We start from the raw sequence: 24,798 nt of genomic DNA, 5'->3' as shown, positions 1-24,798 counted from the left end.
GCGTATCTCCGCGCCGATTGGATGCCGACCTGCGCATCGCCCGCTTCGATCCAGCCCTCGCCGCGATATACGGGCCGCGGCCGGATCTCGTCGCTACCGTGGCAGCCGCCTGGATGCCGGACACGGGCGCCAGCCCCAACGTGGCAAGCGCCATGAGCATTCGTCGAACACGCATGGGTTTCATCATGTCGTCGGGTTGAAGCCTTGGGTCGGCAAAAGCCGAGCACGGCAAACGGTCGTGAAATCCGCCTTGGCTGCGCGGCTCGCTGGGCGTCGGGTGGCGCACGCCGGCCCCGAACGGTCAATGGTTGTATCCTTTCGGCCGTTGCAATCATTCGCGAGGGAGCGCCCGTGCATTGCCAAACCTGTGGGGCCGCGCATCGTGGCCGCGGCCGTCTTTGCGACGAATGCCAAAGGACCTTGTCCGGCCTTTCCGAGCCCAGGAAGACGCCGGAGCCCGGCGGTTTCAACACAGATCCAGATCCCATGGTGGCGCCCGCCTCTCAAGAACCTCCGCCCGGGGATGGCGGCTGGAGCCGGCCCGCGCTCGTTCGCACAAGCGTCATTCCCATTGCGTTGGGCGGCCGCCCCCTGAAGCAGCGCTGGCTCGCGGCAGTGGGCGCGGCCGGCCTGATGGCGACGATTGGCGAAATGGCTTTCAGGTGGGGCGTCTGGTGGTTCTGGCTGGTCGTCCCCAGCGGATTCGCGTGCTTTATCGGTTATCGCCTGATTCGGAAGGGATTTGTCCGGCTTGCGGATCTGATCAACGTCGAATCCGATCCGTCGGGGCGCGTCTATCTCACCACCTTGAGCGGAGACTGCCCGGTATGTAACGGAGAGGTCAAGCTCAAGGGCGTGGGCCCCAAGCAACATATCAAGACCGTCATTCAATGCACGGCTGACTCGACGCATCGCTGGGAATTCGACCCCGCCCGCCTGGATAAGCTATAGGCGCCAGGCGCCTGCCGCTTGCGGTTATGCCAAAATTGTCCTGCAAGCCACCTGGGCGCGCGGAATTCCCGCAAGCGCCGGGCTACAGTGCAACCTTCAGGGCCGCCAGGCCATGGGGCCGCACGCCACCGAATCCAGGAGAACTACCGCAGTGAATGACACCCGCATACCCGAGACTGGCATGCCCGAAGACCGAAAGGAACAAGAGGCCAGGCTTTGGCGCGATGACGGCTGGACCGCCCGGATCATCAAGAACGAGGACGATGACGGTTGGGCTGTCGAGATGACCCTGGACGGACAAGCCGAGCCGGCCCTGGTGGGCCCCTGGACCATGGGCCGTGACAAAAAGAACCCCAAGCCGCTCGACTCCCCAGCCTTCTTCACGTTGGTCAAAACCGCCAATGAAGTCCTGCGCCGCCATGAACAGCAATTGCATGCGACGCTGCACAAAAGCGTGAAGATCGACGCCGCCGCCGGCCGCCTGACGGTGAAGCTGGATATCGTGCCCGACGAAGACGAGCCCTATGCCGTGCTAAGCGCCTACGACGAATTCGGCGAGCAACTGGCCGAAACCCATGTTGCGCCGACCTACAAGCTGACCGTTCAGCGCGCCTCGGACTGGGCCAGCGGGGGCTTCGGCAAGCACGGCTGACACGCCGGCCTCAGGCAGAGGGACAAGGCCGGCGACGGATTTTTCAACCCTCTCAAGGAGACCGACCATGCCAAAGTTCGTAACGATCGGATATGGCGACCAGGCAGGTTACGACCGCACGCCGGCCGCCATTCGCGACGCCGCCCATGCGCACGACGCCACACTGCAGAAAGACGGCGTGCTGATGGGCATTGCAGGCCAACCCGTGCAGGTGCGCAACCCCGAAGCTGCCGGGGTCGAAACCACGCACCAGGCCTTCATGAAATCCCCCTTGCCGGTGGCGGGCTTTGCCATCATCGAAGCGGCCAACCTGGCCGAGGCCATAGACATGGTGTCGCGAACCCCCTGCGCGGTCGCGCACGGTGTCGTTGAGGTCTGGCCGCTGCAACAGCCATAACGGGTCAGCCTCCCGCCGCCTGCGCACGCAACCACTGCGCCACCGCCTGGACGGGCGCCGAAGGCGGGCGATCGGCGTGCCTGGCCAAATGGTAGGTGTGCCCGTCGATCGCGGGTCCGAACGGCTGCACCAGATGGCCCGCTTCCAGTTCGTCGGCGATCAGCGCCAGGCTGACCAGCGCAATGCCATGGCCCGCGACGGCCGCCTGTATGGCATGACCTTCGTCGGAAAATCGAAGTTGACCCGCTTCTGGCGGCAGGGGCCGCCCCGCGACCGTGCACCAACGTTCCCAGGTCGGGTTGTCGGGCTGAGGACGTTTCCAGTCGAAACGGATCAACGGCACGCGAGCCAGGTCGTCCGCCGACACCACGCCCAGACGCGGATTGGCCACGGGCGCAAAGCGGTCGGTGAACAGCGGCTCCGTGACCAGGCCGGGATACGGCCCCCGGCCGTAACGAATCGCGATGTCGACCGCCGTCGAGCGCAGGTCGACAAGGTCGTCGCTTGCCTGCAACTGCAAGTCGATACCGGGATGCCGGCTGCGGAAATCGCTCATGCGTGGCACCAGCCACTTCACGGTAAAGGCATTCGTCGCCGAGATGCTGACCTGACTGCGTGTTGGCTGCTGCATCAACTTGGCCAGCGTCGCCTCGAACGCGTCGAACCCGTCGCGCAGCACCGGATACAGCTGCGTGCCCGCGTTGCTTAGCGACACCTTGCGCACCTGGCGATCAAACAGAACCAGCCCGATCTGCGTCTCCAGCGCCCGGATCTGGTGGCTGACGGCGGTCGGCGTCACCGCCAGTTCGCTGGCGGCGGCCTTGAAACTGCCCAGGCGCGCGGCGGCTTCGAATGCCCGAAGCGCAGAAAGCGGAAGAAATCGGCGTTGCATGAACGGTTCCGGCAGATAGATGAGATATTCTCTTCTTATAGCTGACAAATGAACCTTTGTCACACGCGCTGCGAATTCCTACATTTACGGCATGGACAGGCGATTTTCCGCTCTGTCCTCCGATCAACGATAAGTGAAGGAATTCGCACCATGCTAGAACGTGTCATCACCCAACCCGACAATTACGCCCCTTTCCTGCTGTCGCAAGGCATCCGCTTCGGAGACCTGCTCTTCATCTCGGGCCAGGCAGGCGCCGCTGATGACGGAAAGATCGTCGAAGGCGGCTTTCTTGCTCAAGGCGAGCAAGCCTTCTCGAATTTGCGCCGCGCGCTGGAAGCCGGCGGCTCCAGCCTGAAGGACGTGATCAAAGTCACCATCTTCGTGACGGATATGGGGCATTTCCAGGACGTGGTGACCTTGCGTCGCCGCTTCTTTTCGGCCCCCTACCCGGCCGACACGATTGCCGAGATCAAGGCGCTGTACGACCCCGCCGCAATGATCGAGATCGAAGCCATCGCGGCCGTCCGCCAAACGGAGGACCGTTGACATGAGCACGCAAATCGATCGTCCGGCGGGCGATGCGCAGACCGCGCACGCCAGATTGTTCGCGCCGCTGCGGCTGGGAACGGAACTTGAGTTGTCCAACCGCCTGGCCGTGGCGCCCATGACCCGGGTCAGCGCCACGGCGGATGGCCGCGCCACGGCGCTGATGGCCGATTACTACGAAGCCTTCGCGGCGGGCGGCTTCGGCATGGTGATCACGGAAGGCATCTACACGGACAAGGCTCATGCGCAGGGCTACCTTTTCCAGCCTGGCTTGGCGGACGACGAGCAACGTGATGCATGGCGGACCGTCGTGGATCGGGTGCATCGGCACGGCGGGCGCATTGTCGCGCAACTGATGCATGCCGGCGCGCTGTCGCAAGGCAATCCCCATCGGGGCTCGACGAAAGGCCCCTCGGCCGTGCAGCCGATCGGGCAGCAGATGGCCTTCTATCGGGGCGAAGGACCTTACCGCATGCCCGACGCCATGTCGGCCGACGACATCGCCGAGGCCATCGACGGCTTCGCGCAAGCGGCGCGCAGGGCCCAGGAAGCCGGATTCGATGGCGTCGAAATACACGGCGCCAACGGGTATCTGCTGGACCAGTTCCTTACGGCCCACACCAACCTGCGCCACGACCGCTACGGCGGCAGCGTGGAAAACCGCCTGCGTCTGACGGTGGACGTCATCCAGGCGGTGCGACGCGCGACGTCGGCGCATTTCGTGGTGGGCGTGCGCGTCTCGCAGGGCAAGGTCAACGACTTCACGCACAAATGGGAGGGTGGCGAGGCCGACTCGGCACAGATCTTCGGCACGCTCGGCAAGCAGCCTGTCGACTACCTTCACACCACCGAATTCGAGGCCTGGCGTCCCGCCTTCGGCACGGCCGGCCCCAGCCTTGCCGCGCTGGCAAAGCGCCACGTTTCGGTGCCGGTGTTGGCGAACGGGTCGCTGCATGGCGCGGGGCAGGCGGACGGGATCATCGCCCGGCAAGAGGCGGACTTTGTCTCGCTTGGCCGTGGCGCGCTCACGCATGCCGATTGGCCGGCAAGGCTGCGCGCCGGTAAAGCGCATGAGACATTCGACCGGGGCTTGCTGGCGCCGATCGCGAACCTTGCCAATGCACTTGGGCACCGCCCGAAGCGACCGGTGCCGGCCTGACGCGTGATTCCCCATGTGCCCGAACGCGCCTGCGACAGCAGGCCGTTTCCGACGCAAGGTTGGGAAAAGTCCCTCGCCGAAGAGCGCCGTTGACGTAAACTCGGTAGCCGGCGCCCTCCTCCTCCCGACCGACATGTTCCAACTACGGCAACTGAAAATTTTCGTCGCGGCAGCCGAGACGTTGAGCTTTACGCAAGCCGCCAAACGGGTCCACCTGTCGCAACCCAGCGTTACCGAACAGGTGCAGGCGCTTGAGCAGAGCGTCGGACACCCACTGTTCATCCGCCAAAACAACCGCCTGCGGCTGACCGCCGCCGGAGAAAGGTTCGCAAGCCGTGCGCGCGAGTTGCTCGCGATGGCCGACGATGCCTTCCGAGAGGTCCGCGGCGGCATCGGCGACCAAGGCGGCACGATCCGCGTCGCCGCACCGCAAACCTTGTGCACCTGTCTGCTGCTTCCCCAACTGCTCCGTTTTGCCGACTCGCATCCTGGAATACAGGTGTCGATCCAGGAAAGAAACTCCTTTGCGACGGCTCAGGCCGTGCTCGGCGGAACCGCCGACTTCGGCGTGGTGCACGGCTGGCCGGCGAACGACGCCAACCTTCACGCCGACCTCCTCGCGCGCGACATGCCGGTCGTCGTGATGCCTTCGGGCCATCCGCTCAGCCAGGCTTCCGGCATCAGGCCCGACGCGCTGGCGGCATTCCCCCTGATCGCCACCATGGAGGGCTGCCGCTATCGCGAGTATCTGGACACTCTGGTGCAGGAGTCCCCCGTGCGCCCCCGCATCCGTGGCGAAGCCGACAGCGTGCCGGCGTTGATGCGGATGGTGTCCGCGGGCCTCGGCGTATCGATTCTGCCCAGAATGGCCGTGGACGCCGACGCAACGGGGGCGCGCGTCGAATGGCGCCCGTTGTCCACCCTGGGCGAGGGTCTTCCCATCTGCCTGCTCACGTCGGCAAGCGCGCCCGCCCGCCACGTGGCGGCATTTATCGACGTGATTCGCCTTGCGGCCACGAGATCAGACGAGCCGATGCCCGCCGTCGACATGAAGCACCGTGCCGGTCGTGTAGCCATTGCCAAGTAGGAAGACGATGGCATCGGCGATATCGTCGCCGGCGCCTATCCTGCCGACCGGAAGCCGTTCAGCCATCGATGCCAACAGTTGGTCGCTGTCCGAGCCGGCCACGTCATTCCAGATCGGCGTGCGTACCCAGCCCGGCGACACGGCATTGATCCGCAACGGCGCCAGTTCGACGGCCATCGCGCGCACCGCCCCTTCAAGGGCCGCATTGATCGCCGCCACGGCGACGCCCTTCGGTCTTGGCCGGTAGGCGGCGATGCCGGAAGTCAGGGTGATCGACCCGTGAGCCGGCATCCGACGCGCGCCATGTTTAGCCAGCAGGATAGGCGCGACGACCTTCGACTGGATGGCGCGGTCCAGCGCGTCCAGTTCAAGCTGCGGCAGCAATTCGTATGCGCCGCGGATGTCGGCCGCGGTGCAAACCAGATGATCCACGGCCCCGGCGCGCTCGAATAGTTGCTGCACCGCTTCTTCCCTCGTCACGTCCGCTTGCAGCAGCTGCGGTTGGCCGAACTGGCGCAGCTGTTCGCTCGCCGCGTCGAGCTTGTCGCGTGACCGGCCCACGATCAGGACCTCGCACTGCATCCTCATCAACTGCGCACAAACGGCCAAGCCCATGCCCGAATTGCCGCCAACGACCATGATCCGTTGTCCTGCCAGACTGTTACCCATGCCCATCCTCCTGAAAAACCGTGCGTTAGGTGAGCAATGTTGGCGCGGCCCCCTATTGGGCGCCAGCAGGAATGCCTGATAGCCGCATCGGTCTTTCCGATTGGCCCTGCTATTTCGGGTAGGCCGCCGACATGGCTTTGAGTTGTGCGCAGGTCTTTTCCTTGTCCGCCGCGCTCAGCCCACCCAGTTGTCCGCGGGCCTTGGTGTATGACTGCGAGAAGGCGGTGTCGAAGTCCATGGCGGCCATGCCACGGGCGCCTGCCGCGGTCTTTTGCTGTTGCTTCATCTGTTCCAGCTGCGCGGCCGTGTAGGCATTGCAATACTCGGCGGCGGCGTGCATCTGGCCGCTCAACGCAGCCATGTTCGGCATTTGCCCCGGCGCGGCCAGCTGCGCGAGGGCGGCGCCGCTGCTCAACGTCAGCGCGGCAGCCACCAGGATGGCCTTACGGCGACGGGACACAACGGCGTGGGCTTGCTTGAAAATCGGCAATTCAGGTCTCCAATGCGTTAACGGATCAGGTTTGCGGAAATCAGGTTGCGGGCCGCCCGGCCACAGTGGCCACCGGCGACGTTGCTGCCGACGCAGCGCAGGCAATATGCCTTATGCGCTGTTAGCCGCTCATGAATCTATGTAACCATTAGCGTCAGCCGCCGTCCATCATGACGTCAGAACCTTCTTCATTGAAGGTGCGGGATGCAGCAGATAGTGCTCTCGCTCGTAGAACGCCACGGCATCCGGCCGCGCGTCAAGAAACACGGCCGTCATTCCGCGCGCACGCGCATCGCTTTCGGCATACTCCATCAAGGCGCGGCCGGCGCCGCTGCCCCGCACCGCGGCGTCGACGACAAGGTCATCAACATGCAGATGCGCACCACGTGCCAAGGTGTGGACTGGCCGCATGCCCAGCACGCCGATAATCTTCCCATCCCGAAAGGCCGCCACCAACTCATAGCCCGAATAGGACTGGCGGCGAACCCGCGCCATGAACTCCGCCTCGTCCAGCGATCGGAGTTGCGCGATGGCAGGGTATGCGTCGCCCCATTCGGCCGGTGATAACCGTCTGATTTCCAGTTTGCTGTGCCCTTGCTTGGTCATGGTTACCCTTATCCAGATGCGAAAGACCCTGATTGTGCACGAGTCCCGAAGCGCCGTACTTCTTGATGCCACAGGTACTTTCCGTTTTGATGTCGGCCATCGTTTCCGCCGTCGCCACTGCCACAAGCGTCGGTTTCGGTTCCAGTTTTGTCGCCTGGATGGTGGTTCAGCCGTAGTCCGTTAACCGGATGGCCACGCCAGCATCGCCGCGTCGATGATCATGTTGAGTTTCCTGGCCGAGGCGCCGTCACGCGCCTGGATGGAAAGCCCTTCAAGCACGGTGGTGTAAAAGGCGGCAAGCTGATCTACGTCTGCCGAAGCCAAAAGGTCTCCTTGCGCGATGCCCCGCGCAAGGCGATCCCTTAGCATCGTTTCTCCCTTCAATCGGTTGTCGGCAAGAAACGCGCGGACGCTGTCGTTTTCGGGCGCGCCCAGCAACGATGACAACACAATCATGCACCCTCGCGGCCCTTCGTCCACCGCATAGGCGCTTGCATTCGACCGCAGCATGGTTTCGACCGCTTCGCGGGCGGTTCGCGCTTCGCTAAGACTCTGTGACGTCGCCCGTCCTTCGACGCGGTCGTACAGTTCCACCGCCTCTCGAAAAATCTCTTCCTTGCAACCGAAGGTTGAATAGAGGCTGGGCTTGTTGACGCCCATGGCGCCGACCAGATCCTGGACCGACGTCCCCTCATAGCCTTGCGTCCAGAACGTCCGCATGGCGGCAAGCAACGCGCTGTCTCGATCAAAGGCTCTTGGGCGCCCGATTTTCGCGGCGGGCGTTGATCTGGGTTTGCTGCCGGCACTCATGATTCAATCATCCGCAGACCCGCTACCCCGACCCCGATCAGCCCCAGGAACACCATCTTGGCCAACGACATGTGCTCGCCCAGCAGCACGGTTCCGAAGACCGCCACACCGAAAGCTCCGATCCCCACCCAAATGGCATACGCAGTGCCTACCGGCAGATCCTTCAGCGCCAAACCGAGCAGAACGAGGCTAAGCATGGCCACGCTGATACCGATCAGGCTTGGCCAGAGTTTCGTCAAACCGTCTGCCTGCTTAAGCGCCAACGCCCAGACGATTTCAAGCGCGCCAGCCAGAATCAATAGTGCCCAAGCCATCTACGTCCTCATTTGTTCTTCACTGCGATTGCGTCAACTTCGCCCCACGGCGTCCGTCGGCGATGCTACGCCGTGAAGCCTCCGTCGATGGCGAGCGACGCGCCGGTGATGAATCGGCTGTCTGGCCCCGCAAGGTATCCGACGGCGGCCGCGATCTCGTCCGGCACGGCATAGCGCTTGATCGCCATGAGTTCCAGCTCCGCGGAAACCGTCGGACCGTCGGCAGGATTCATATCGGTGTCGGTCGATCCCGGATCGACAATGTTGACCGTGATACCGCGGCTGCCCACCTCGCGCGCAAGGCCCTTGGTGAACCCGATCAGCGCGGATTTGCTCATTGCGTAGAGCGTCACGCCGCCATAGGGCACGCGCTGGGCAAAGCAGGAACCGATGGAAATAATGCGGCCGCCGGCGCCCATGTAGGCAAGCGCAGCTTGCGAAGCCACGAAGACCGCCCTGGCGTGGATCGCCAACGTGTCGTCGATTTCTTCAAGCGTGGCGTCCTCGATGGGACCCGCAGGGAATACGCCGGCACTATTGACGAGTATGTCCAGCCCGCCCAGTTCCCGGGCAGTCTGCGCGACCGCCGCGCGGACGGCGGCGGGATCGCGGCTATCCGCCTTGATGGCCAAGACCTTGCTGCCCGTCACCGCCAGCTGCTCGGCAAGGCCTTTGGCGGCCTGATCCGACTTGGCGTAGGTAAAAGCAACATCCGCGCCCCTGTGCGCCAACCACCGGACGATAGCCGCGCCGATGCCCCGCGTGCCCCCCGTGACGAGGGCGACCTTGCCGTTGAATTCCATGTCGGCGGTTCCTTTTATACCGTTCGGTTAAAAAGGCTACGCGAACTGGAATTCGACGTCAAGGATTGTTAAGCGGATCCATCGGCCTCAGCGAGACCGCATGCATCACAAGAATGCTGAAACGTCGCCCGGCCGTCCAAACAGATAGCCTTGAAAGGCCGAACAACCCACCCCTTTCAGATAGGCCAGTTGCTCTGGCGTTTCGACGCCTTCGGCGACCACATCCACATCCAGCGCCTGAGCCAACATCAGGATGGCCCCGACAATCCCCTGGTCTTTCTTGCTGACGGCAACGTCGTCGATAAAGGTCTTGTCGATCTTGATTTGAGACACCGACAAATTCCTCAGGTAGCACATCGACGAAAAGCCGGTGCCGAAATCGTCTACCGCAATGCCAACGCCCGCCTCTCGGATCCGTTGAAATCCCTTCTGTTGGCGGCTCGCTTTCGAATCCAGAAACACGTTCTCCGTGACTTCCAAAATCAGCCGGCCCGGCGCAATTCCATACCTTTGCACCAGATGCACGACATCATCAACGAAATCTGCTTCGCGGAATTGATGCGCGCTGACATTCACGCTCAACGTCCATTCGGAAGCCGTGGGCATTCTGGACCATTGCTCCAGTTGCTGGCAGCCCTCGTGCAACGCCCAGGCTCCCATATAGATAATGGCTCCGCTTCGCTCGGCGAGCGGCACGAATTGCGCAGGCGGAATCTGACCGTACTCTGTCGAGTTCCAGCGCATCAACGCCTCCATACCGATGATTTTCAATGCCGCGTCGACAATGGGCTGGTACTGCAGAAACAGCTCCCCGCGCGCCGATGCATTGGCCAATGCATCGTGCAGCGAAAGGTAGGCCTTGTCAGCTGCAAGTTGTCTCATGACGTCTTCCATGCCCTGTGGTCGAGGCCAGATTAGGGCAATGCGTGAACGGCGTCTTGCCATTTTGCGCCAAATAAAAAATGGCCTTCAACCGCGCATAAAACGGGGCGACGGCACGCGCGCTCTCGTCTATTGACAAGCGTAGGCTCGATCTGAATACTCCTGCCGCGTTAGACAACGCAACGCGTAATCAACGCAAAGGAAATACCCGAAAATGGCAAACCCCAACTACCTAAAGCGGTTCCGCAGCCGGTTGTCCCTCGGCCTGGCAACGGGCCTGCTGACGCTTGTCAGCGTAACGGGTATGCCCGGCACGGCATGGGCGGACAGCGCCCAGCAAATTCGCCAAGACTCCGCCAAAGCCCTTCAACATCTTTATGCGGTTGAACCCAGTACGAAGGAACTGGGCGACAAAGCCGTGGCGGTTCTGGTCTTCCCCAAGATCTACAAAGCGGGCCTCATCGTAGGAGGCGAGCACGGGCAAGGCACGTTGTTCAAAGGCAAGGAACCCGTCGCTTATTACGATATTTCCGCCATGTCGCTAGGCTTGCAGGCCGGCGCGCAGACCTTTGGCTATGCGTTGTTTTTCATGAACCAGAAATCGCTGAACTATCTGGACCAAAGCGGCGGCTGGGCGTTGGGCAGCGGACCCAGCCTCGTGCTGTGGGACAAATCCACCGCATCCAGCCTGTCCACCACCACCTTGACGCAAGACGTTTTCGCCGTGCCGTTCGGCGCCCAAGGCCTGATGGCCGGCATGGGCCTTGAAGGCTCGAAGATCAGCAACATCAAGCCCTGACGTAGTCCGAAAATCTGCTGACCCTGAGCCAGGATCGCCGCAAATGTCTCATGATTTGCGGCGATTTGTCTCAGCAGGAAGATTCTCGCATTTGTTCGCAAAAGCCACGGTGTAAATTCGGCCACGCATTCACCTCAAGCGGGCCGTTCAAGTCTCTGTGTCTGAAGCCATTTCGCACCCAACGCCATCCATCAAACTTCGCAGTTTTTTGCAGATGGCTCCTTATCTGGCAAGTCGGGGCGTATCCGCTCTTGAGTTCTTCCAGCGCCTTGGCATATCGCCGAACATATTTCAAAATCCCGATATCTGGCTTCCGCGCTCCACGTGCTTTCGCATTTCAAACGAAATGGCCAGCATCGCGCAGGACCCGTTCGGCGGCGCCCATGTCGGCCAGCTGACGGAACTACGCTCTCTGGGCCCGTGGGGCGCGATGGTGTTGAATTCGGTCAATATCGCGCAGGCCTGCGCCAGGGCCGCCACGCACGCGGAATGGCTGCACCAGGGCGGGAAAGTCCACATCGTCACGGAAGGCCGCAGCACAAAGCTAATTCATAGTTTCACCGGACAACTCGAAGCCGATCCCCGCCAGTTCATACTCGGGAGCTTGGCCGTGCTTCGAAAAATACCGCTCATGTCCGGCGACGCCTCGACCATACGCGTGCACCTGAAGGCGACCAGAGCAAAGGGGGACGACGCGCTTGAGGCCTGCCTGGGACCGAACATCGTACTGGGCGCCGACTATGACATGATCGAATTCGACCGCGATTTGCTCGACAGCCCTTTGCTTGCGGTGAAGGACGATGCCCGCAAGATCACGACGGCATTGCAGTCTACGGTCGACACGGCCGGCCTGCTCATCGAACGCCTGTCCGATCAAGACAGGGCCAAGCTCACTTCGATCGCCCGCGAGATCGGGATGTCGGCGCGCACTCTTCAGCGGCGCTTGAAATCCAGCGGCGTTGACTTCGAAGCGCTGCATGACGAGACCCGTCGAAGCGAAGCGCTTCGGCTCATTGGAATGCGCAAATACTCCGCCACTGAAATCGCATATATGGTCGGCTACAGCGACCCCGCGCATTTCACTCGCGCGTTCAAGCGCTGGACGGGGCAAGCCCCTTCGCGCTTCCGCGCGCGGCTACACAACAGCCCCTGACCCGATGCGGCTTCGCTGAACGCCAGGCATTCGGCCGCACATCATTGGCATCAAATGGCAAGCCCGCCGCGGGGCGTTCTTGTACAGTCCGGCTCGGCAAACACCTCTGCCCGGGCACGCCGCCCACAAGCAACGCTAGCGTGCTGGAAGAGGAATCGAATCGATATTATTGAAGGACGTCAATGTCATATTCATCGGCCTCATGCATCGTCGCCTTGACGATGGCAATGCTTGGAACCGCGAACGCCCAGTCTTCCCCGGATAAGGGAGCCATAGTCGGCGTCGGCAATTTTGTTCGAGCCGAGACTGACCTGTACATGGCAAAGATCGTCGCCGACGGCAGCTTCGGACGATTCGTTCATACTCGCGAGCCCGTTTCCGTCGATGCGCAAAATGTCATCCGCATGAATCGGGACACCCTGTATTCGGGCGCGGTGTTCGATCTGGACGCCGGCGCGGTCACGATCACCTTGCCCGAAGCCGGCAAGCGGTTCATGTCGATGCAGCTGGTCAGCCAAGACCACTATGTACCGGCCGTCTTTTACGGCGCTGGCAAGCATACGCTGACCAAAGAGGCCATCGGCACTCGTTATGTTTTTGTGGCGATCCGCACATTGGTTGACCCCGCCGACGCGAAGGACATCCAGCAGGTGCATGCGCTCCAGGATGCCATTACCGTGAGTCAGGCCCGCATGGGGGAATTCGTCGTGCCGAAATGGGACCAGGCAAGCCAGAAGACGGTGCGCGATGCCCTGCTTGTTCTAGGGTCGACCATCCCCAACTACAACCAGGCGTTCGGCACGAAGGACACCGTCGACCCCATCCAGCACCTGATCGGCACGGCGACGGGTTGGGGTGGAAACCCGGCCAAGGACGCCACGTATCTGGGCTGGACGGCCCCGGACAATGACGGACGCGCCGTTTACCGGCTTAAAGTCGGCCAGGTGCCGGTCAACAGCTTCTGGTCCGTTATTGTCTACAACGCCCAAGGGTACTTCCAGAAGAACCCTTATGACGCTTACTCGTTGAATAGCCTGACGGCGGAAAAAAGCGCCGACGGCTCGATCGCCATCCAGTTTGGCGGCTGCGACGGCAAAATTAAAAATTGCCTGCCCACCATGCCCGGTTGGAACTACACCGTCAGGCTGTATCAGCCCCGTGAAGAGATCCTGAATGGCAGTTGGCGCTTTCCTGAGCCGCAGCGCGTCACGCAATAGTCTCCAGGCATGCGACTTAGGGTAAAACGTCAGCATGACCCGCGCTGAAACATTTATTTCCACTCAAGCCATCGCGTCTTCGTTTCGCGACGAGTACTGGCGCGAGGTCACGCGCCCTTTCTGCGACACAACGCTGCTTTCCACCGCCAAGGGCGCAACGTTGGAGGGCACCATGCGGATTCGCCATCTGGGCGGATTGACGCTGGGTTCGACGACTTTCAATGCGCAGCGTTACAAGCGGGGCCCCGCCACGATCGCCCGCAGCGGGCTGGATCAGTATTTGGTCCATGTTCTGGTCGCAGGGTCCATTCAAGGTGATTTTGACGACCGTGACGTCACGGCCGATGCGGGTGGAATCTGCTTCATCGATCTTGCCCGACCCTATCAATGCCGGGTGGACGCCGGAGAACGCCTGGCCATGACCATTCCTCGCGCCAATATCGACAAGATATTGGGGGCCCGCGATATTCACGGTCTGGTGCTTCAGGCCGGCAACCCGATGACGCGCCTGCTCAAGGATTACCTCTGCGGCTTCCACGCCGTGTCGGGGCAGTTGTCCGCAAGCGAAGACGTGGCGGCGCTAGAAGCCCTGACCACCCTGCTTTCGGCGGGCCTGGCCAACGCGGCGCCGATCCAGAACGCGCCGGATTCGCTCTTGGGCCAGGCATTGCGCGCGCGGGTCCTCGCCTATATCGATCATCACCTCGCGCAGCCCGAACTGGGCCCCGAGCTGCTGATGCAACGATTCAGAGTGTCGCGAGCCCATCTATATCGCGTCTTCGCCGAGTTGGGCGGCATCGCCCACATCATCAAGTGCAAACGCCTTGATGCGGCCTATGCCCGCATTGTCGACCCTCGTCATGCCAGGCATCCGGTCGGCCAGACCGCCGCGCATTTCGGTTTTCGAGATCCGGCAAGATTTCGCAAGGCGTTCATCGCGCGCTTTGGCGTTGCGCCGGACGAGGCCAGAGAGCAATGCCGTCTGGCCTTGCCTGCCGGCGATAGCCGCAACCTTCTGGCAAGCCATTTTTCCGCGCACAGTCATGGGCACCGCCACGGCCCGCAGGCGGCATAGCCGTCGGCCAATTCAGAACTGGTAGGAAAGGCCCAGGATAGGCCCCTGCTGAATGACGTCGTAGACGAAACCATTGCGGTCGTAGTTGACGCCAAGCGCCCGGTAGCCCAGTACCGCCGAAAAATTAGACTTGAACTGATAGGCAATAGCGGCCGTCACGTCCCAATCAAGCCTGGCCTGCCCCGCGCCGACAACTCCCCAGCCGGTCAGATACCAGTGATCATTCAGGGCATATTGACCGCGCAGGCCCGCCACCGCATCGATCCATGTGGCGCTGTCGCGTTCGCTGCGGCCGTCGAGCACGCCGCCTTTCAAGGATAGTTTGGTGCTTGCGTGCCAAAGCCGCCCGCCACCAATCACGTCAAGATGGCCGTTGTCGCCCTCAAGCACGCTGTAGCCCGCGCCAAAGAACCCCGAGAAGGAGGTGGTCGTGATGTCGACGCGTCGGCTCAGAACGCCATACTGCGTGTCGCCCCCTGCCGAGAGCTTTCCATACATCACATCCCCGATCAGGCTGAATCGTTCGTAGCGCGCGTCGATGGCGCCCATGAAAGCCAGATCAAGCTCGCTGAGGATGTCGTTGAAACTGGAATCCAGTCTGGCCGGCGCTTGCCCGAATTGCCCGACTTTCCCTTTGATTCCGGACGCCCAGGCATAGGGGCTTGCAGTGATACGCCATTGCGCGGACGAGTCGCCCTGCTTTTGCATCAAGGGGCTGATCGGCAAGCCGTCCTGGGCAAGGGCCGCCTGGGATATTCCGAATGCCATGCTTACGGCAATCAGGAGGAAAGCAACAAATTTCATGGTTTCTCGACGGAACGGCGGCATTGATGGGCGCGCGCGGGCGGATGGCGTGATCACTTGCCGGAAAGCGCCGCTTCCTCGGCCACGCAGTCCAGGCCCGGCGCGGCGTGCCCCGCCTTAGCCGCCTGAACTTCTTTGCGCGCGGCATCCACGTCAGCGACAAATTCAGGGTTGTTTTGCAGCAAGGCAACCGTTGCCGCGCCCATCGTGCGGCCCGCGTCCACATCGCTTTGCCAATGCGCGTTGCATACGACTCGGCTTTGTCCAAACTCCAGGCCTCGCCGCAACAGGCGATTGGCGCGTTCGGGGTTGATCTCGGCCAGAACAAGCGCCCAGGCCCAACCCGCGGCCGTATGACCCGAGGGGTATGAGCCATCCGAGCGAAGCAACGTCTCTTGTTCGGGGAAGCACGTGCCTTCGTTATGGACAACGAATGGCCGCACACGGTTATAGGTGTTCTTGACGCCGTAGGTGGACAGGCCGGCGTCGGTAAGGACCTTCTGCATCAACTTATACAGGTGCGGCGTCTGCGCTTCGGTGATATCGATACCCATGGCGCAAGAGAAACGCTGGGCGGGTTGCGGAAACTGCAGGTCCGCGTCCAGGCGAGCCAGATGCGCGCGCGCCGAGCCTCGCAGGGCAATCGTTGCCGCCCTTGCCTCTTCGTCGCGAGCCAATGCGGCGCTGCCCGCGGCGGGCGGCGGCCCAAGCAGGTCCAGGCTATTGGGCAAGGCTTCCTTGGGCAAATAACCGGGCGCCAATTCGAAGTGCGGATCCGTGACTGCCGGCCCATCGCCCGCTGCGGCGGCCATCGCGTTGCTCATGCCAATAGAAATAAAAAGAACGCTGATTGCCGTGCGACGTAGCTTTGAATGCATGGGTGATCGTTACCGTCAGTCGAATTGCGGGACACGCGACACCCCACGCCAGCCATTCTGGCACCGCGGCGGGAGTGGAAGCGTTGGCGAATTTACACTGAACGCCCAAGCAGAAAATGGCAAAACGGCAACCTGAGACAGAACGGCATGATTAATGGGACATTGCACTTGGCGCAGGGCCCGTCCGCTTCTGCATTGGCGTGATCAACGCGATCAACGCGCATATTGTTCCGCTTGCCAGATTGCGGCCGCACCATGCAAAACCGCCCAGTCCGTCAGGGCTGGGCGGTTTTCATTTCCGACGGAACGAAGCCGGACTCAATGACCCGTGGAGTCGCCCTGCCGGCTGGCCTCGAACAGGAACCAGGTGCGCCGTTCGGTTTCGTCGATCCAGTTTTCGATCAGGCTCGAGCTGGCAATGTCGCGGTGTTCGTCGGTGATGTTGTGGGCCTCGCGCAGCGCTGCCGCCAGCACCTTGTTGTCTTCACGCAATTCGGCCAGCATGTCCAGCGGCTGCACGTAGTCGGCATCGTTGTCCGAAATACGCTGGATGCGCGAGATATGCCCGATGGAACGTAGCGTCGTGCCACCGATCTTGCGGATGCGTTCCGCGATGGGGTCGGTCATGGCGAATAGCTGATCGCCTTGTTCGTCAAGCAGCAGGTGGTAATCGCGGAAGTGCGGCCCGCTTACGTGCCAGTGGAAATTCTTCGTTTTCAGATACAGCGCGAACACGTCGGCCAGTAACTGGTTGAGCGCGGCGGAGATGTCGCGGGTGGCGGCCGCCGCCAGGTCGGTAGGCGTTGCCAGTGGAAGCTTGCGGCGCTCTTTCAGCGTCTTGATGGTCTTCTCATTCAATTTCTTGGCCATGAAATGCCGCTCCTTGGAATGATAGAAAGTACGCAGTCGCGGCACGGATGAAACCGTGTGCGATACCCAAGGGTAATCCCCTAAACCGGCTTTGCCAATGGGCCGCGTCAGCTGGCGGCAAGCTGAATGCCGGCAGGTGCCGTCCGCTATCCACCATTCAGCGCAAACCCCGGTCCATCGTCGGTTTGCCGCCCACTAAAAATGGCCAGCGCCACCTGAATACGTTCGCTGACCGAGCTTTCGGGCAAGGGCGGAATCAGGCCCAGCGCCATCTGGCGCAAGGGCTCGGCGATCACCATGGAGAGCAACAGTCCAGCCGTCGCGTGTGGCTGGCGCACTCGGATCAGGCCGCGTTCGCCCAACCGGCCCAGCCAATCGCCCAGCATCGTAGTTCCGCGCTCGATACCATTCTTCTGGTATACCGGCAGCAGCGCGTCGCGCGCCGGAAAATCCGCAGTCAAGAGTCGGAACATACCCACCGCGTCGGACGACAATGCCCGTGCCGCAATCACGTCCAGCACACGCGACAACGCCGGCAAGACATCGGCGGACGCGCCAACTTCCTGCGCCATTACGGGTTCAAAGGCATCGGTCCACTTGCGCACCACTTGCCCTACAAGATCTTCCCGATTGGCCGCGAACCGGTAAATCGTCTTCTTGGCCATGCCAGCCCGCTTGGCGACCGCTTCCAGCGTCGTCGCGGCATAGCCAGAATTCAGCAACAGCCAAGTGGCGGCCTCAAGTGCCGCAACCAGTTGTTCCGATTCTGGCCGGGCGGGGCGTCCGCGCGCACGGGGCGCGGACGTGGGGGGTGATTGCGGCCTCAACGCCGTCCTCCTTGGGTTTCCGAGATGCGATCTTACACGCCTGCGATATTTAGGAAACGCTATTCGTTTCTTTATTATAGAATAGGCGCTCGCCAACCTGGAGCCCTTCTATGGCCACCCCCCACCCCGACGATTCCCGCATTCTGGCGGACATGGACACTTTGCTGGATCCCTCGCCCCTTCGCCTGGAGACCGGCATCACCCGGCTGCCCGGCGGCGGACTGGTGGTGGCCGCGCGCACCGACCTGCACGGCTGCAAGGGACGCATGCTGGACTGGTGGTTCACGTTCTTCGAAACCAGCCAGCACATCAAATGGTGGCATCCGCACGACCACGTGGAGCACCGAGGGTGGGACGCCCACTGGCAGCGCGGTGAAAGCTATATCGGCGCCTCGATTCACGCTGTCGAGTCGCTAGCCGACATCCCACCCGTCGCGGCGAAGCTGAAATTCCATGACCCGCGCGAGTGTTTTGATCCGGCGCGGCTAGAGGCCGCCCGCAAGCGCCAGGACGTGTCCGCCGCGGTGTATGCGCGGATTGGGTTCGGCGACGCCATTGCACTGGACGCCGACGGCGATCCGATGGATGGCGACATGATCCACCTCGCGCGTGACACGCCATTCGGATGCGTTCTGCGTAGCCGCTTCTACCTGGGCAAAGCCAGCGCCCACCCCGAGCACGAGGTGCCCGACGCACTGGGCTTGAACCTGCTGCGTCATTGCTATACCGAATTCACCTATTTGTCGCGGTTTCTGCCGTCGATCTACTACGGTGAACACGCCAATGGCGAAAAGGCCCCGCTGCCCTGGTAACGCTCTTAGCGGGTAGGAGTATGCTACGCGCCTTCGTATCAGCCAGATCGACACCATCGCTATGCGCGGCAATCCCGACGCCAGACAAGGCGCCATCGCGTTGCACGGGTTCTACTTCCTGTATTACGGCCTGCAGGGCGTCAGCATCCCCTTCCTGCCCTTATGGTTTGCCAGCCGCGGCGTGGACCCCGCCGTCATCGGGCTGATCGTCGCCACCTCCTTCCTGCCCAAGATCCTGTCCACGCCGGTCGTCGCCCACGTGGCCGACCAGAGCGGCCGCGCGCACGCGCTGATCGCCTTGGCGCTGGCGGCATCGCTTGTGCTGTTCTTCTGTTATCCGTTTTCGCAGACGTCCGGCGGGATGCTCGCCATCACGCTGCTGTTGAACGCCGTCTTCCCGGCCGTGCTGCCGTTGATGGACCGGATGGCGATATCAAGCGGCCGGGCGCAGGGTCATTCCTACACCGTGATCCGGGCTTGCGGCTCGCTAGGCTTTGCCGCCATCACCGTCGTGGGGGGCTACCTGATCAAGACGTTCGACGCCGACTGGGTGATGTGGCTGTCTATCCTGCTGATCATTGCCTGTCTGGCTTGCGTGCGGCTGCTGCCGCAGGCCGCGCGCCCCGCCGCCGACGAGACGCCGGCCCAGCGCGTGCGGACGCCCATGCTGGCGGTCCTGCGCGACCGCCCGCTTGTGATGTGCATCGCGGCGGCGTCGCTGGTCCAGGCCAGCAACGGCTTCCTGTATTCCTATTCCACGCTCTACTGGACCGCAAGCGGCCTGTCGACCGCGCTGATCTCTCTGTTGTGGGTGGTGGGCGTCGGCAGCGAAGTGCTGTTTTTTTTCCTGGCGCCAAAGGTCCTGGCCCGGACCGGAGCGCAATGGCTGATTCTGGCATCGGCGGTGATGACGGTCATCCGCTGGGCGGGCCTGTCGGCCACGACGGATCCGGCGTTGATCGCCGGGCTGCAGCTGCTGCAGTGCTTCACCCTGGCCGGCAACAACGCCGCCATCATGTGGTACATCACGCGCCACGTGCCCGCCGCATGCAAGACATCGGCGATCGCGCTATACGCGATGCTGTCGGGCGGCGTGTTCATGTTCGCCAGCATCCAGCTGGGCGGCGCGCTGTACCGAAGCTACGCGCCCGGCGGCTTCATGGTGATGGCCGCGTGCGCGCTGTGCGCGGTGCCGCTGGTGATTTATTCGGAAAGGCTGCGGCCGCGCGCATCGTAGAAGCGAGTGCGTCGTTCGCCGCGTGGGTCTTTTCGACGCTGGCGCGTCCAAAGAAAAAGCCCCCGCAGGGGCTTTTTTTATCGCAAGCACACGCAGTGTGCGCAGCGTAGGGGCATCATCCCATCAGCAACAGCCGATCCGTTTCTTTCCCCCGTAGCGCGCGTCCTGGCGCTCGCGGAAGAAAGCTTCGTAGGTCATCGGCTCTTGGTCAGGGTGGGTACGCCGCATATGCTCCACATATGTCTCGTAGTCCGGCACGCCGACCATCAGCCGGAGCGTTTGCCCCAGGTAACGGCCGGCGGCGCCGGCGGCTGAACTCATGTTGCCAAACAGCATGCGACGCCTCCTTGGGGATCAGTCCGCGCCCGCCGCGACGGGCAGGGTTTCGTAGGGCGTCTCGCGCGAGGTCGGCTTGTTCTCGGCGCGCGCGCGCTGCACCGACTTCAGGCCGAACACCACGATGCTGACCACCACGAACATGAAGATGGCGCACAGGCCGGCGTTGATGTAGTCGTTCATCACGACACGCGACATCTCGCCCAGCGACTTGGCGGGCGCCAGCACGCGGCCTTCGGCGATGGCCGCGTTGTACTTCGCGGCGTGAGCCAGGAAGCTGACGCGCGGGTCGGCGTCGAACAGCTTTTGCCAGCCGGCCGTCAGCGTGCAAGCCAGGAGCCACAGCGTGGGCAAGATGGTGACCCATGCGTAGCGGTCGCGTTTCATCTTGAACAGCACGACGGTGCCCAGCGTCAGCGCGATCGCGGCCAGCATCTGGTTGGCGATGCCGAACAGCGGCCACAGCGTGTTGATGCCGCCCAGCGGGTCCACCACGCCCTGATACAGGAAGTAGCCCCAGGCCGCCACGCACAAGGCGGTGGCGATCAGGTTGGCCGGCAACGAGTCCGTGCGCTTGAGCGACGGGGCGAAGGTGCCCAGCAGGTCTTGCAGCATGAAGCGGCCGGCGCGCGTGCCCGCATCCACCGCGGTCAGGATGAACAGCGCTTCGAACAGGATCGCGAAGTGGTACCAGAAGGCCATCATGCCCGGGCCGCCGATGGCCTGGTGCAGAATGTGCGCCATGCCGACGGCCAGCGTGGGCGCCCCGCCCGCGCGCGAAATGATCGTGCTTTCGCCGACGTCCTTGGCGGTCTGGATCAGGTCTTGCGGCGTGACCACGAAGCCCCAGCTGGATACTACCTGGGCCACCTGGTCCGGCGTCGTGCCGATGACGGCCGCCGGGCTGTTCATGGCGTAGTAGATGCCGGGCTCGATCACGCAAGCCGCCACCAGCGCCATGATGGCCACGAACGATTCCATCAGCATGCCGCCATAACCGATATAGCGGGCCTGGCTTTCGTTTTCGATCAGCTTGGGCGTGGTGCCCGACGCGATCAGGGCATGGAAGCCCGATACCGCGCCGCAGGCGATGGTGATGAACAGGAACGGGAACAGGTTGCCCGACCATACCGGGCCGGTGCCGTCCACGAACTGCGTCAGCGCGGGCATCTTCAGTTCCGGCGCCACGACCACGATGCCGATCGCCAGGCCGAGGATGGTGCCGATCTTCAGGAAGGTCGACAGGTAGTCGCGCGGGGCCAGCAGCAGCCACACGGGCAGCACGGCGGCGATGAAGCCGTAGACGATCAGGATCCAGGTCAGGCCCTTGCCATCGAAATCGAACATCGGGCCCAGCACCGGATGCGCGGCCACGTCCTGCCCAAAGGTGATGGCGGCCATCAGGCCGACGAAGCCGATGACCGAGACCTCGCCGATCTTGCCCGGACGGATGTAGCGCAGGTACACGCCCATGAACAGCGCGATGGGGATGGTGGCCGCGACCGTGAACGTACCCCAGGGCGAATGCGTCAGCGCCTTCACCACGATCAGCGCCAGCACGGCCAGGATGATCACCATGATCATGAAGGCGCCGAACAGCGCGATCACGCCCGGGATCTTGCCCAGTTCGGACTTGACCAGATCGCCCAGCGACCGGCCGTCACGGCGCGTCGAGATGAACAGGATGGTGAAGTCCTGCACGGCGCCGGCGAACACCACGCCCGCCAGGATCCAGAGCATGCCAGGCAGGTAACCCATCTGGGCGGCCAGCACCGGGCCCACCAGAGGGCCGGCCCCCGCGATGGCGGCGAAGTGGTGGCCGAACAGCACGTGCTTGTTGGTCGGCACGTAGTCCAGGCCGTCGTTGTGCTTCCAGGCCGGCGTCATGCGCGAGGCGTCCAGCTGGAAGACGTTCTTGGCGATGAACCGGCTGTAATAGCGGTATGCGATCAGGTAGACGCATACGGCGGCAATCACCACCCATAGCGCGTTGATGGTCTCGCCTCTGGCCAGCGCCACGGTGCCCAGCGCGAACGCGCCCAGTACCGCAACCGCCAGCCAGACCAGGTGCTGACCCAGTCCCTTACTGCTGGTATGCATAAGTGCTCCTCTTGCCTCCCGCCATGCTTGTGGCGTGAAACGCTTTTTTCGTCCCGCGGAAGGCAGACTCATTGTTGTGGGGTGGCGGGCGCGCTGGCGCCCGCACTGCGTCCGTTGAACGCGGGCGTTAGTATTTCGTTTTGCCCCCTTGCCAACAAGCGCGGAACTACGCAAGCCGCGTACGTGTTACTACGCACTGCGCCGCAACATAAACCGACGAAAACCGTAAAATCCTGCACCGCGACCGATAGCACTACAGGCAAAGCCGTCGTGACGCATCGCACCAATTCTTATCCGGGTTGCCCCCCACAATATGAAGCTGCGCCTGAAAATCCTGCTGCTTGCCGCCGTGCCCCTGCTGGTGGCGTTGGCCGCCATCGCGGTGGCCGTCTACGTGCAAGGCCTGCAACTGGCCCAGCGCGAAAAGCAGGTTGTGGAAAGCGCCTGGCTGGCCAGCAAGGAAAGCGAACTGCGCCACTACGTAAGTCTGGCCTACAGCGCCGTCGCGCCCTTGCAGGAGGCGGGCGACGACGAGGCCGCGCGCCAGCGGGCGCTGGAGCTGCTGGCGCAGATGGAATTCGGCCATGACGGCTATTTTTTCGTCTACGACCTGCAGGGCAAGAACCTGATGCACCCGCGCCAGCCGGAATTGGTCGGCCAAGACCTCTGGAACCTGCGCGACACGCGCGGCCAGGCGGTCATCCAGAACCTGCTCACGGCCGCCCGCCGCGGCGGCCAGCAAGGCGAAGTGGTGCACTACCTTTGGGAAAAACCCTCTACCCACCAGACGGTGGAGAAACTCGGCTATGTCGTAGTGCTGGACCGGTGGGGCTGGATGCTCGGCACGGGCATTTACCTGGACGATGTGGAGCAGGCCCTGGTGCGTATCGACGCCGCCGCGCAGGCCAACATCCGCAGCATGTTCGCCTGGGTGGCCGGCATTGCCGCCGTCGCCATCCTGGGGGTGGCGGCTTGCGGGCTGGCGCTGAACATCAGCGACCACCGGCAGTCCGACGCCAAGCTGCGGCTGATGGCCCAGCAATTGGTGCGTTCGCAGGAAGACGAGCGCGCCCGCCTGTCACGCGAACTGCACGACGGCATCAGCCAGGTGCTGGTGTCCATCAAACTGTCGCTGGAAGCGGCGCGCGAACGGCTGCGGCACTCATTGCCGGAGCAACCGCAGGCCCTGGCCCATATCGACCGGCCGCTGGGTGGCGCGCTGGACCGCCTGAACAGCGCCGTGGGCGAGGTGCGGCGCATTTCGCACAACCTCCGTCCCACCTTGCTGGACGACCTGGGCCTGCCGGCCGCGTTGGAGCACCTGGGGCGCGAGTTCGCCATTGCCAGCGCCGACGGGGCGCCGCCGCTGGCCGTCCGCCTTCGCACCACGGGGCGTCCGGTCAAACTGCCCGACGCCTATGCCACGGCGCTGTTCCGCGTCACCCAGGAGGCCCTGACCAACGTCCTGCGCCATGCCGGCGCCACCCGCGCCGACATGACGCTGGCCTACAGCGCGCACGACGTGCGCCTGACCATTTCGGACGACGGCCGCGGCTTCGATTTCGCCGAAGTCCAGCAGGACCCCCGGCGCGGCATCGGGCTGCGCAACATGCGCGAACGCATGAGCGCGCTATCCGGTAACCTGACTTTCCATACCAACGCGCAAGGCACGACCTTGCAGGCCTGGCTGCCCTTGCCGGCGCCGGCCACTCCTACCGCGACGACCCACGCATGACCGACACCCCCGATGCCATCCGACTCCTGCTGGTCGACGACCACCCCCTGGTACGGGACGGGCTACGCCTGCGCCTGGAGACCGTGCCGCGCCTGCGCGTGGTGGGCGAAGCCGGCAACGCGCAGGCGGCGCTGCTGTTCCTGGCGGAATGCCTGGCGGAGGATCCCCAGGGCGACACCCTGCCCCACCTGGTGCTGATGGACCTGAACATGCCAGGCGTGGGCGGGCTGGAACTGACGGCGCAATTGCATGAACGCTATCCCCAGATTGCCGTGCTGGTGCTATCCATGCACGACAACCCCGAATACATGGTGCAGGCGGTCAAGGCCGGCGCCCGGGGCTATCTGCTGAAGGACGAACCGGCGGAGGAGATCGTCACCGCCATCGGCGCGGTCGTGGCGGGCCGCAGCTACTTCAGCGCGGCCGTGGCCGTGCGGCTGTCCCAGGCCAGCGCCCCCGCCACCCTGCTGACGCAACGCGAACGCGACGTGCTGCGCCACATCGCCAGCGGCCAGGCCAACAAGCAGATCGCCCAGGCGCTGGGCCTGTCCGTGCGCACGGTCGAGACGCACCGGCTGAACATCAAGCGCAAGTTGGGCATCGACGGGCAGGCCGAGCTGATCAAGTACGCCGTGGAGAACCGCGGCGTTTGAGCCCCGGGGTTCAGGCCGGCGGCCTGACCCGCCGCCCGTGCTGC

The 24,798-nt window shown here is 63.2% G+C and carries 28 protein-coding genes; 14 read left to right on the top strand and 14 right to left on the bottom strand.

What is annotated here, in order from left to right; genetic code table 11:
• Positions 1-420 precede the first annotated feature (420 nt).
• The 3 genes from CQ050_RS12600 (at position 421) to CQ050_RS12590 (ending at position 2,000) form a co-directional block, all read left to right on the top strand.
• Positions 421-951: a hypothetical protein gene (locus CQ050_RS12600; protein WP_158266047.1), complete on the top strand. Its 531-nt coding sequence runs from the start codon at positions 421-423 to the stop codon at positions 949-951.
• A gap of 151 nt (positions 952-1,102) precedes the next feature.
• Complete coding sequence (locus tag CQ050_RS12595; protein ID WP_105557172.1) at positions 1,103-1,603, top strand: hypothetical protein; 501 nt, start codon at positions 1,103-1,105, stop codon at positions 1,601-1,603.
• A 67-nt stretch (positions 1,604-1,670) separates the two neighbouring features.
• Entirely contained in the window at positions 1,671-2,000 is a 330-nt protein-coding gene (locus CQ050_RS12590; protein WP_105557171.1) for a YciI family protein, read from the top strand.
• Between the two features lie 4 nt (positions 2,001-2,004).
• On the opposite strand, the gene CQ050_RS12585 is transcribed toward CQ050_RS12590, so the two are convergent.
• The gene (locus CQ050_RS12585) at positions 2,005-2,892 is read right to left on the bottom strand and encodes a LysR substrate-binding domain-containing protein (protein ID WP_105557170.1); all 888 of its coding nucleotides are present in this window, start codon (positions 2,890-2,892) and stop codon (positions 2,005-2,007) included.
• 150 nt (positions 2,893-3,042) lie between these two features.
• Here CQ050_RS12585 and CQ050_RS12580 point away from each other — a divergent pair, with 150 nt between their 5' ends.
• From CQ050_RS12580 to CQ050_RS12570, 3 genes are all read left to right on the top strand, one after another.
• A complete protein-coding gene (locus CQ050_RS12580; protein ID WP_105557169.1) occupies positions 3,043-3,438 on the top strand; it encodes a RidA family protein in 396 nt (131 codons plus the stop codon).
• 1 nt (position 3,439) lies between these two features.
• Positions 3,440-4,597: an NADH:flavin oxidoreductase gene (locus tag CQ050_RS12575; protein WP_105557168.1), complete on the top strand. Its 1,158-nt coding sequence runs from the start codon at positions 3,440-3,442 to the stop codon at positions 4,595-4,597.
• Positions 4,598-4,730: 133 nt separating this feature from the next.
• The gene (locus CQ050_RS12570; protein WP_105557167.1) at positions 4,731-5,684 is read left to right on the top strand and encodes a LysR family transcriptional regulator; all 954 of its coding nucleotides are present in this window, start codon (positions 4,731-4,733) and stop codon (positions 5,682-5,684) included.
• Here the strand turns inward: CQ050_RS12570 and CQ050_RS12565 are convergent.
• The 7 genes from CQ050_RS12565 to CQ050_RS12535 all read right to left on the bottom strand — a co-directional run bounded on the left by CQ050_RS12565 (position 5,619) and on the right by CQ050_RS12535 (position 10,258).
• Entirely contained in the window at positions 5,619-6,353 is a 735-nt protein-coding gene (locus CQ050_RS12565) for an SDR family oxidoreductase (protein WP_105557166.1), read from the bottom strand. The two genes, CQ050_RS12570 and CQ050_RS12565, sit on opposite strands and share 66 nt — an antisense overlap.
• A 109-nt stretch (positions 6,354-6,462) precedes the next feature.
• A complete protein-coding gene (locus tag CQ050_RS12560) occupies positions 6,463-6,843 on the bottom strand; it encodes a hypothetical protein (RefSeq protein ID WP_233214003.1) in 381 nt (126 codons plus the stop codon).
• Between the two features lie 168 nt (positions 6,844-7,011).
• Positions 7,012-7,449 (bottom strand): GNAT family N-acetyltransferase, encoded by a 438-nt coding sequence (locus CQ050_RS12555; protein WP_105557165.1) that lies wholly within the window; start codon positions 7,447-7,449, stop codon positions 7,012-7,014.
• A 180-nt stretch (positions 7,450-7,629) separates the two neighbouring features.
• Positions 7,630-8,259, bottom strand: coding sequence for a TetR/AcrR family transcriptional regulator (locus tag CQ050_RS12550; RefSeq protein WP_105557164.1), 630 nt, complete (start codon positions 8,257-8,259; stop codon positions 7,630-7,632).
• Entirely contained in the window at positions 8,256-8,573 is a 318-nt protein-coding gene (locus CQ050_RS12545) for a multidrug efflux SMR transporter (RefSeq protein WP_105557163.1), read from the bottom strand. The genes CQ050_RS12550 and CQ050_RS12545 overlap by 4 nt, the downstream gene beginning before the upstream one ends.
• A 65-nt stretch (positions 8,574-8,638) precedes the next feature.
• Positions 8,639-9,376 carry a 3-oxoacyl-ACP reductase family protein gene (locus CQ050_RS12540; RefSeq protein WP_105557162.1) on the bottom strand — a complete coding sequence of 246 codons (738 nt, stop codon included), beginning with the start codon at positions 9,374-9,376 and terminating at the stop codon, positions 8,639-8,641.
• A gap of 105 nt (positions 9,377-9,481) precedes the next feature.
• Positions 9,482-10,258, bottom strand: coding sequence for a bifunctional diguanylate cyclase/phosphodiesterase (locus CQ050_RS12535; RefSeq protein ID WP_158266046.1), 777 nt, complete (start codon positions 10,256-10,258; stop codon positions 9,482-9,484).
• A 214-nt stretch (positions 10,259-10,472) separates the two neighbouring features.
• Between CQ050_RS12535 and CQ050_RS12530 the strand changes: the two genes are divergently transcribed.
• From CQ050_RS12530 to CQ050_RS12515, 4 genes are all read left to right on the top strand, one after another.
• A complete protein-coding gene (locus CQ050_RS12530; RefSeq protein ID WP_146121023.1) occupies positions 10,473-11,057 on the top strand; it encodes a YSC84-related protein in 585 nt (194 codons plus the stop codon).
• A 157-nt stretch (positions 11,058-11,214) separates the two neighbouring features.
• Positions 11,215-12,210, top strand: a complete 996-nt coding sequence (locus CQ050_RS12525) for an AraC family transcriptional regulator (protein WP_233214000.1) — start codon at positions 11,215-11,217, stop codon at positions 12,208-12,210.
• Between the two features lie 317 nt (positions 12,211-12,527).
• Positions 12,528-13,427, top strand: a complete 900-nt coding sequence (locus tag CQ050_RS12520) for a DUF1254 domain-containing protein (RefSeq protein WP_369868274.1) — start codon at positions 12,528-12,530, stop codon at positions 13,425-13,427.
• A gap of 34 nt (positions 13,428-13,461) precedes the next feature.
• On the top strand, positions 13,462-14,502 hold the full coding sequence (locus CQ050_RS12515) for a helix-turn-helix domain-containing protein (RefSeq protein WP_105557158.1): 1,041 nt from the start codon (positions 13,462-13,464) through the stop codon (positions 14,500-14,502).
• Between the two features lie 12 nt (positions 14,503-14,514).
• On the opposite strand, the gene CQ050_RS12510 is transcribed toward CQ050_RS12515, so the two are convergent.
• From CQ050_RS12510 to CQ050_RS12495, 4 genes are all read right to left on the bottom strand, one after another.
• Positions 14,515-15,306, bottom strand: coding sequence for a hypothetical protein (locus CQ050_RS12510; protein ID WP_105557157.1), 792 nt, complete (start codon positions 15,304-15,306; stop codon positions 14,515-14,517).
• A 53-nt stretch (positions 15,307-15,359) separates the two neighbouring features.
• Positions 15,360-16,118 (bottom strand): phosphatase PAP2 family protein, encoded by a 759-nt coding sequence (locus CQ050_RS12505; RefSeq protein ID WP_233213998.1) that lies wholly within the window; start codon positions 16,116-16,118, stop codon positions 15,360-15,362.
• A gap of 384 nt (positions 16,119-16,502) precedes the next feature.
• The gene (locus tag CQ050_RS12500) at positions 16,503-17,054 is read right to left on the bottom strand and encodes a Dps family protein (RefSeq protein WP_105557155.1); all 552 of its coding nucleotides are present in this window, start codon (positions 17,052-17,054) and stop codon (positions 16,503-16,505) included.
• Positions 17,055-17,200: 146 nt separating this feature from the next.
• Complete coding sequence (locus tag CQ050_RS12495) at positions 17,201-17,809, bottom strand: TetR/AcrR family transcriptional regulator (RefSeq protein ID WP_199196808.1); 609 nt, start codon at positions 17,807-17,809, stop codon at positions 17,201-17,203.
• A 182-nt stretch (positions 17,810-17,991) separates the two neighbouring features.
• Here CQ050_RS12495 and CQ050_RS12490 point away from each other — a divergent pair, with 182 nt between their 5' ends.
• Positions 17,992-18,693, top strand: coding sequence for a DAPG hydrolase family protein (locus tag CQ050_RS12490; RefSeq protein ID WP_105557153.1), 702 nt, complete (start codon positions 17,992-17,994; stop codon positions 18,691-18,693).
• A 61-nt stretch (positions 18,694-18,754) separates the two neighbouring features.
• A complete protein-coding gene (locus CQ050_RS12485) occupies positions 18,755-19,930 on the top strand; it encodes an MFS transporter (protein WP_105557152.1) in 1,176 nt (391 codons plus the stop codon).
• A 123-nt stretch (positions 19,931-20,053) separates the two neighbouring features.
• On the opposite strand, the gene CQ050_RS12480 is transcribed toward CQ050_RS12485, so the two are convergent.
• Together CQ050_RS12480 and CQ050_RS12475 are read right to left on the bottom strand one after the other, a co-directional pair.
• Positions 20,054-20,266 (bottom strand): YbdD/YjiX family protein, encoded by a 213-nt coding sequence (locus CQ050_RS12480; protein WP_085946884.1) that lies wholly within the window; start codon positions 20,264-20,266, stop codon positions 20,054-20,056.
• An 18-nt stretch (positions 20,267-20,284) separates the two neighbouring features.
• Positions 20,285-22,366, bottom strand: a complete 2,082-nt coding sequence (locus CQ050_RS12475; protein ID WP_105557151.1) for a carbon starvation CstA family protein — start codon at positions 22,364-22,366, stop codon at positions 20,285-20,287.
• A 313-nt stretch (positions 22,367-22,679) separates the two neighbouring features.
• On the opposite strand from CQ050_RS12475, the gene CQ050_RS12470 reads away from it, so the two are divergent.
• Together CQ050_RS12470 and CQ050_RS12465 are read left to right on the top strand one after the other, a co-directional pair.
• The gene (locus CQ050_RS12470; RefSeq protein ID WP_105557150.1) at positions 22,680-24,101 is read left to right on the top strand and encodes a cache domain-containing protein; all 1,422 of its coding nucleotides are present in this window, start codon (positions 22,680-22,682) and stop codon (positions 24,099-24,101) included.
• A complete protein-coding gene (locus CQ050_RS12465) occupies positions 24,098-24,754 on the top strand; it encodes a response regulator transcription factor (protein ID WP_105557149.1) in 657 nt (218 codons plus the stop codon). Before CQ050_RS12470 ends, CQ050_RS12465 begins: the two co-directional genes overlap by 4 nt.
• The last annotated feature ends 44 nt before the right edge of the window (positions 24,755-24,798 follow it).

Source organism: Achromobacter sp. MYb9 (genome assembly GCF_002975275.1).
GTDB lineage: Bacteria > Pseudomonadota > Gammaproteobacteria > Burkholderiales > Burkholderiaceae_B > Achromobacter.
This window is presented reverse-complemented; position numbering and strand designations above follow the sequence as displayed.

What these genes read in the sequence shown, in the direction of transcription:
- CQ050_RS12530 (WP_146121023.1), top strand. Translation starts at nt 10,473, where the DNA reads ATGGCAAACCCCAACTACCTAAAGCGGTTCCGCAGCCGGTTGTCCCTC.
- CQ050_RS12465 (WP_105557149.1), top strand. Translation starts at nt 24,098, where the DNA reads ATGACCGACACCCCCGATGCCATCCGACTCCTGCTGGTCGACGACCAC.
- CQ050_RS12545 (WP_105557163.1), bottom strand. Translation starts at nt 8,573, where the DNA reads ATGGCTTGGGCACTATTGATTCTGGCTGGCGCGCTTGAAATCGTCTGG.
- CQ050_RS12580 (WP_105557169.1), top strand. Translation starts at nt 3,043, where the DNA reads ATGCTAGAACGTGTCATCACCCAACCCGACAATTACGCCCCTTTCCTG.
- CQ050_RS12565 (WP_105557166.1), bottom strand. Translation starts at nt 6,353, where the DNA reads ATGGGTAACAGTCTGGCAGGACAACGGATCATGGTCGTTGGCGGCAAT.
- CQ050_RS12585 (WP_105557170.1), bottom strand. Translation starts at nt 2,892, where the DNA reads ATGCAACGCCGATTTCTTCCGCTTTCTGCGCTTCGGGCATTCGAAGCC.
- CQ050_RS12535 (WP_158266046.1), bottom strand. Translation starts at nt 10,258, where the DNA reads ATGAGACAACTTGCAGCTGACAAGGCCTACCTTTCGCTGCACGATGCA.
- CQ050_RS12500 (WP_105557155.1), bottom strand. Translation starts at nt 17,054, where the DNA reads ATGGCCAAGAAATTGAATGAGAAGACCATCAAGACGCTGAAAGAGCGC.
- CQ050_RS12575 (WP_105557168.1), top strand. Translation starts at nt 3,440, where the DNA reads ATGAGCACGCAAATCGATCGTCCGGCGGGCGATGCGCAGACCGCGCAC.
- CQ050_RS12510 (WP_105557157.1), bottom strand. Translation starts at nt 15,306, where the DNA reads ATGAAATTTGTTGCTTTCCTCCTGATTGCCGTAAGCATGGCATTCGGA.
- CQ050_RS12470 (WP_105557150.1), top strand. Translation starts at nt 22,680, where the DNA reads ATGAAGCTGCGCCTGAAAATCCTGCTGCTTGCCGCCGTGCCCCTGCTG.
- CQ050_RS12540 (WP_105557162.1), bottom strand. Translation starts at nt 9,376, where the DNA reads ATGGAATTCAACGGCAAGGTCGCCCTCGTCACGGGGGGCACGCGGGGC.
- CQ050_RS12515 (WP_105557158.1), top strand. Translation starts at nt 13,462, where the DNA reads ATGACCCGCGCTGAAACATTTATTTCCACTCAAGCCATCGCGTCTTCG.
- CQ050_RS12520 (WP_369868274.1), top strand. Translation starts at nt 12,528, where the DNA reads ATGGCAAAGATCGTCGCCGACGGCAGCTTCGGACGATTCGTTCATACT.
- CQ050_RS12550 (WP_105557164.1), bottom strand. Translation starts at nt 8,259, where the DNA reads ATGAGTGCCGGCAGCAAACCCAGATCAACGCCCGCCGCGAAAATCGGG.
- CQ050_RS12490 (WP_105557153.1), top strand. Translation starts at nt 17,992, where the DNA reads ATGGCCACCCCCCACCCCGACGATTCCCGCATTCTGGCGGACATGGAC.
- CQ050_RS12555 (WP_105557165.1), bottom strand. Translation starts at nt 7,449, where the DNA reads ATGACCAAGCAAGGGCACAGCAAACTGGAAATCAGACGGTTATCACCG.
- CQ050_RS12570 (WP_105557167.1), top strand. Translation starts at nt 4,731, where the DNA reads ATGTTCCAACTACGGCAACTGAAAATTTTCGTCGCGGCAGCCGAGACG.
- CQ050_RS12480 (WP_085946884.1), bottom strand. Translation starts at nt 20,266, where the DNA reads ATGCTGTTTGGCAACATGAGTTCAGCCGCCGGCGCCGCCGGCCGTTAC.
- CQ050_RS12485 (WP_105557152.1), top strand. Translation starts at nt 18,755, where the DNA reads ATGCGCGGCAATCCCGACGCCAGACAAGGCGCCATCGCGTTGCACGGG.
- CQ050_RS12475 (WP_105557151.1), bottom strand. Translation starts at nt 22,366, where the DNA reads ATGCATACCAGCAGTAAGGGACTGGGTCAGCACCTGGTCTGGCTGGCG.
- CQ050_RS12590 (WP_105557171.1), top strand. Translation starts at nt 1,671, where the DNA reads ATGCCAAAGTTCGTAACGATCGGATATGGCGACCAGGCAGGTTACGAC.
- CQ050_RS12505 (WP_233213998.1), bottom strand. Translation starts at nt 16,118, where the DNA reads ATGGCCGCCGCAGCGGGCGATGGGCCGGCAGTCACGGATCCGCACTTC.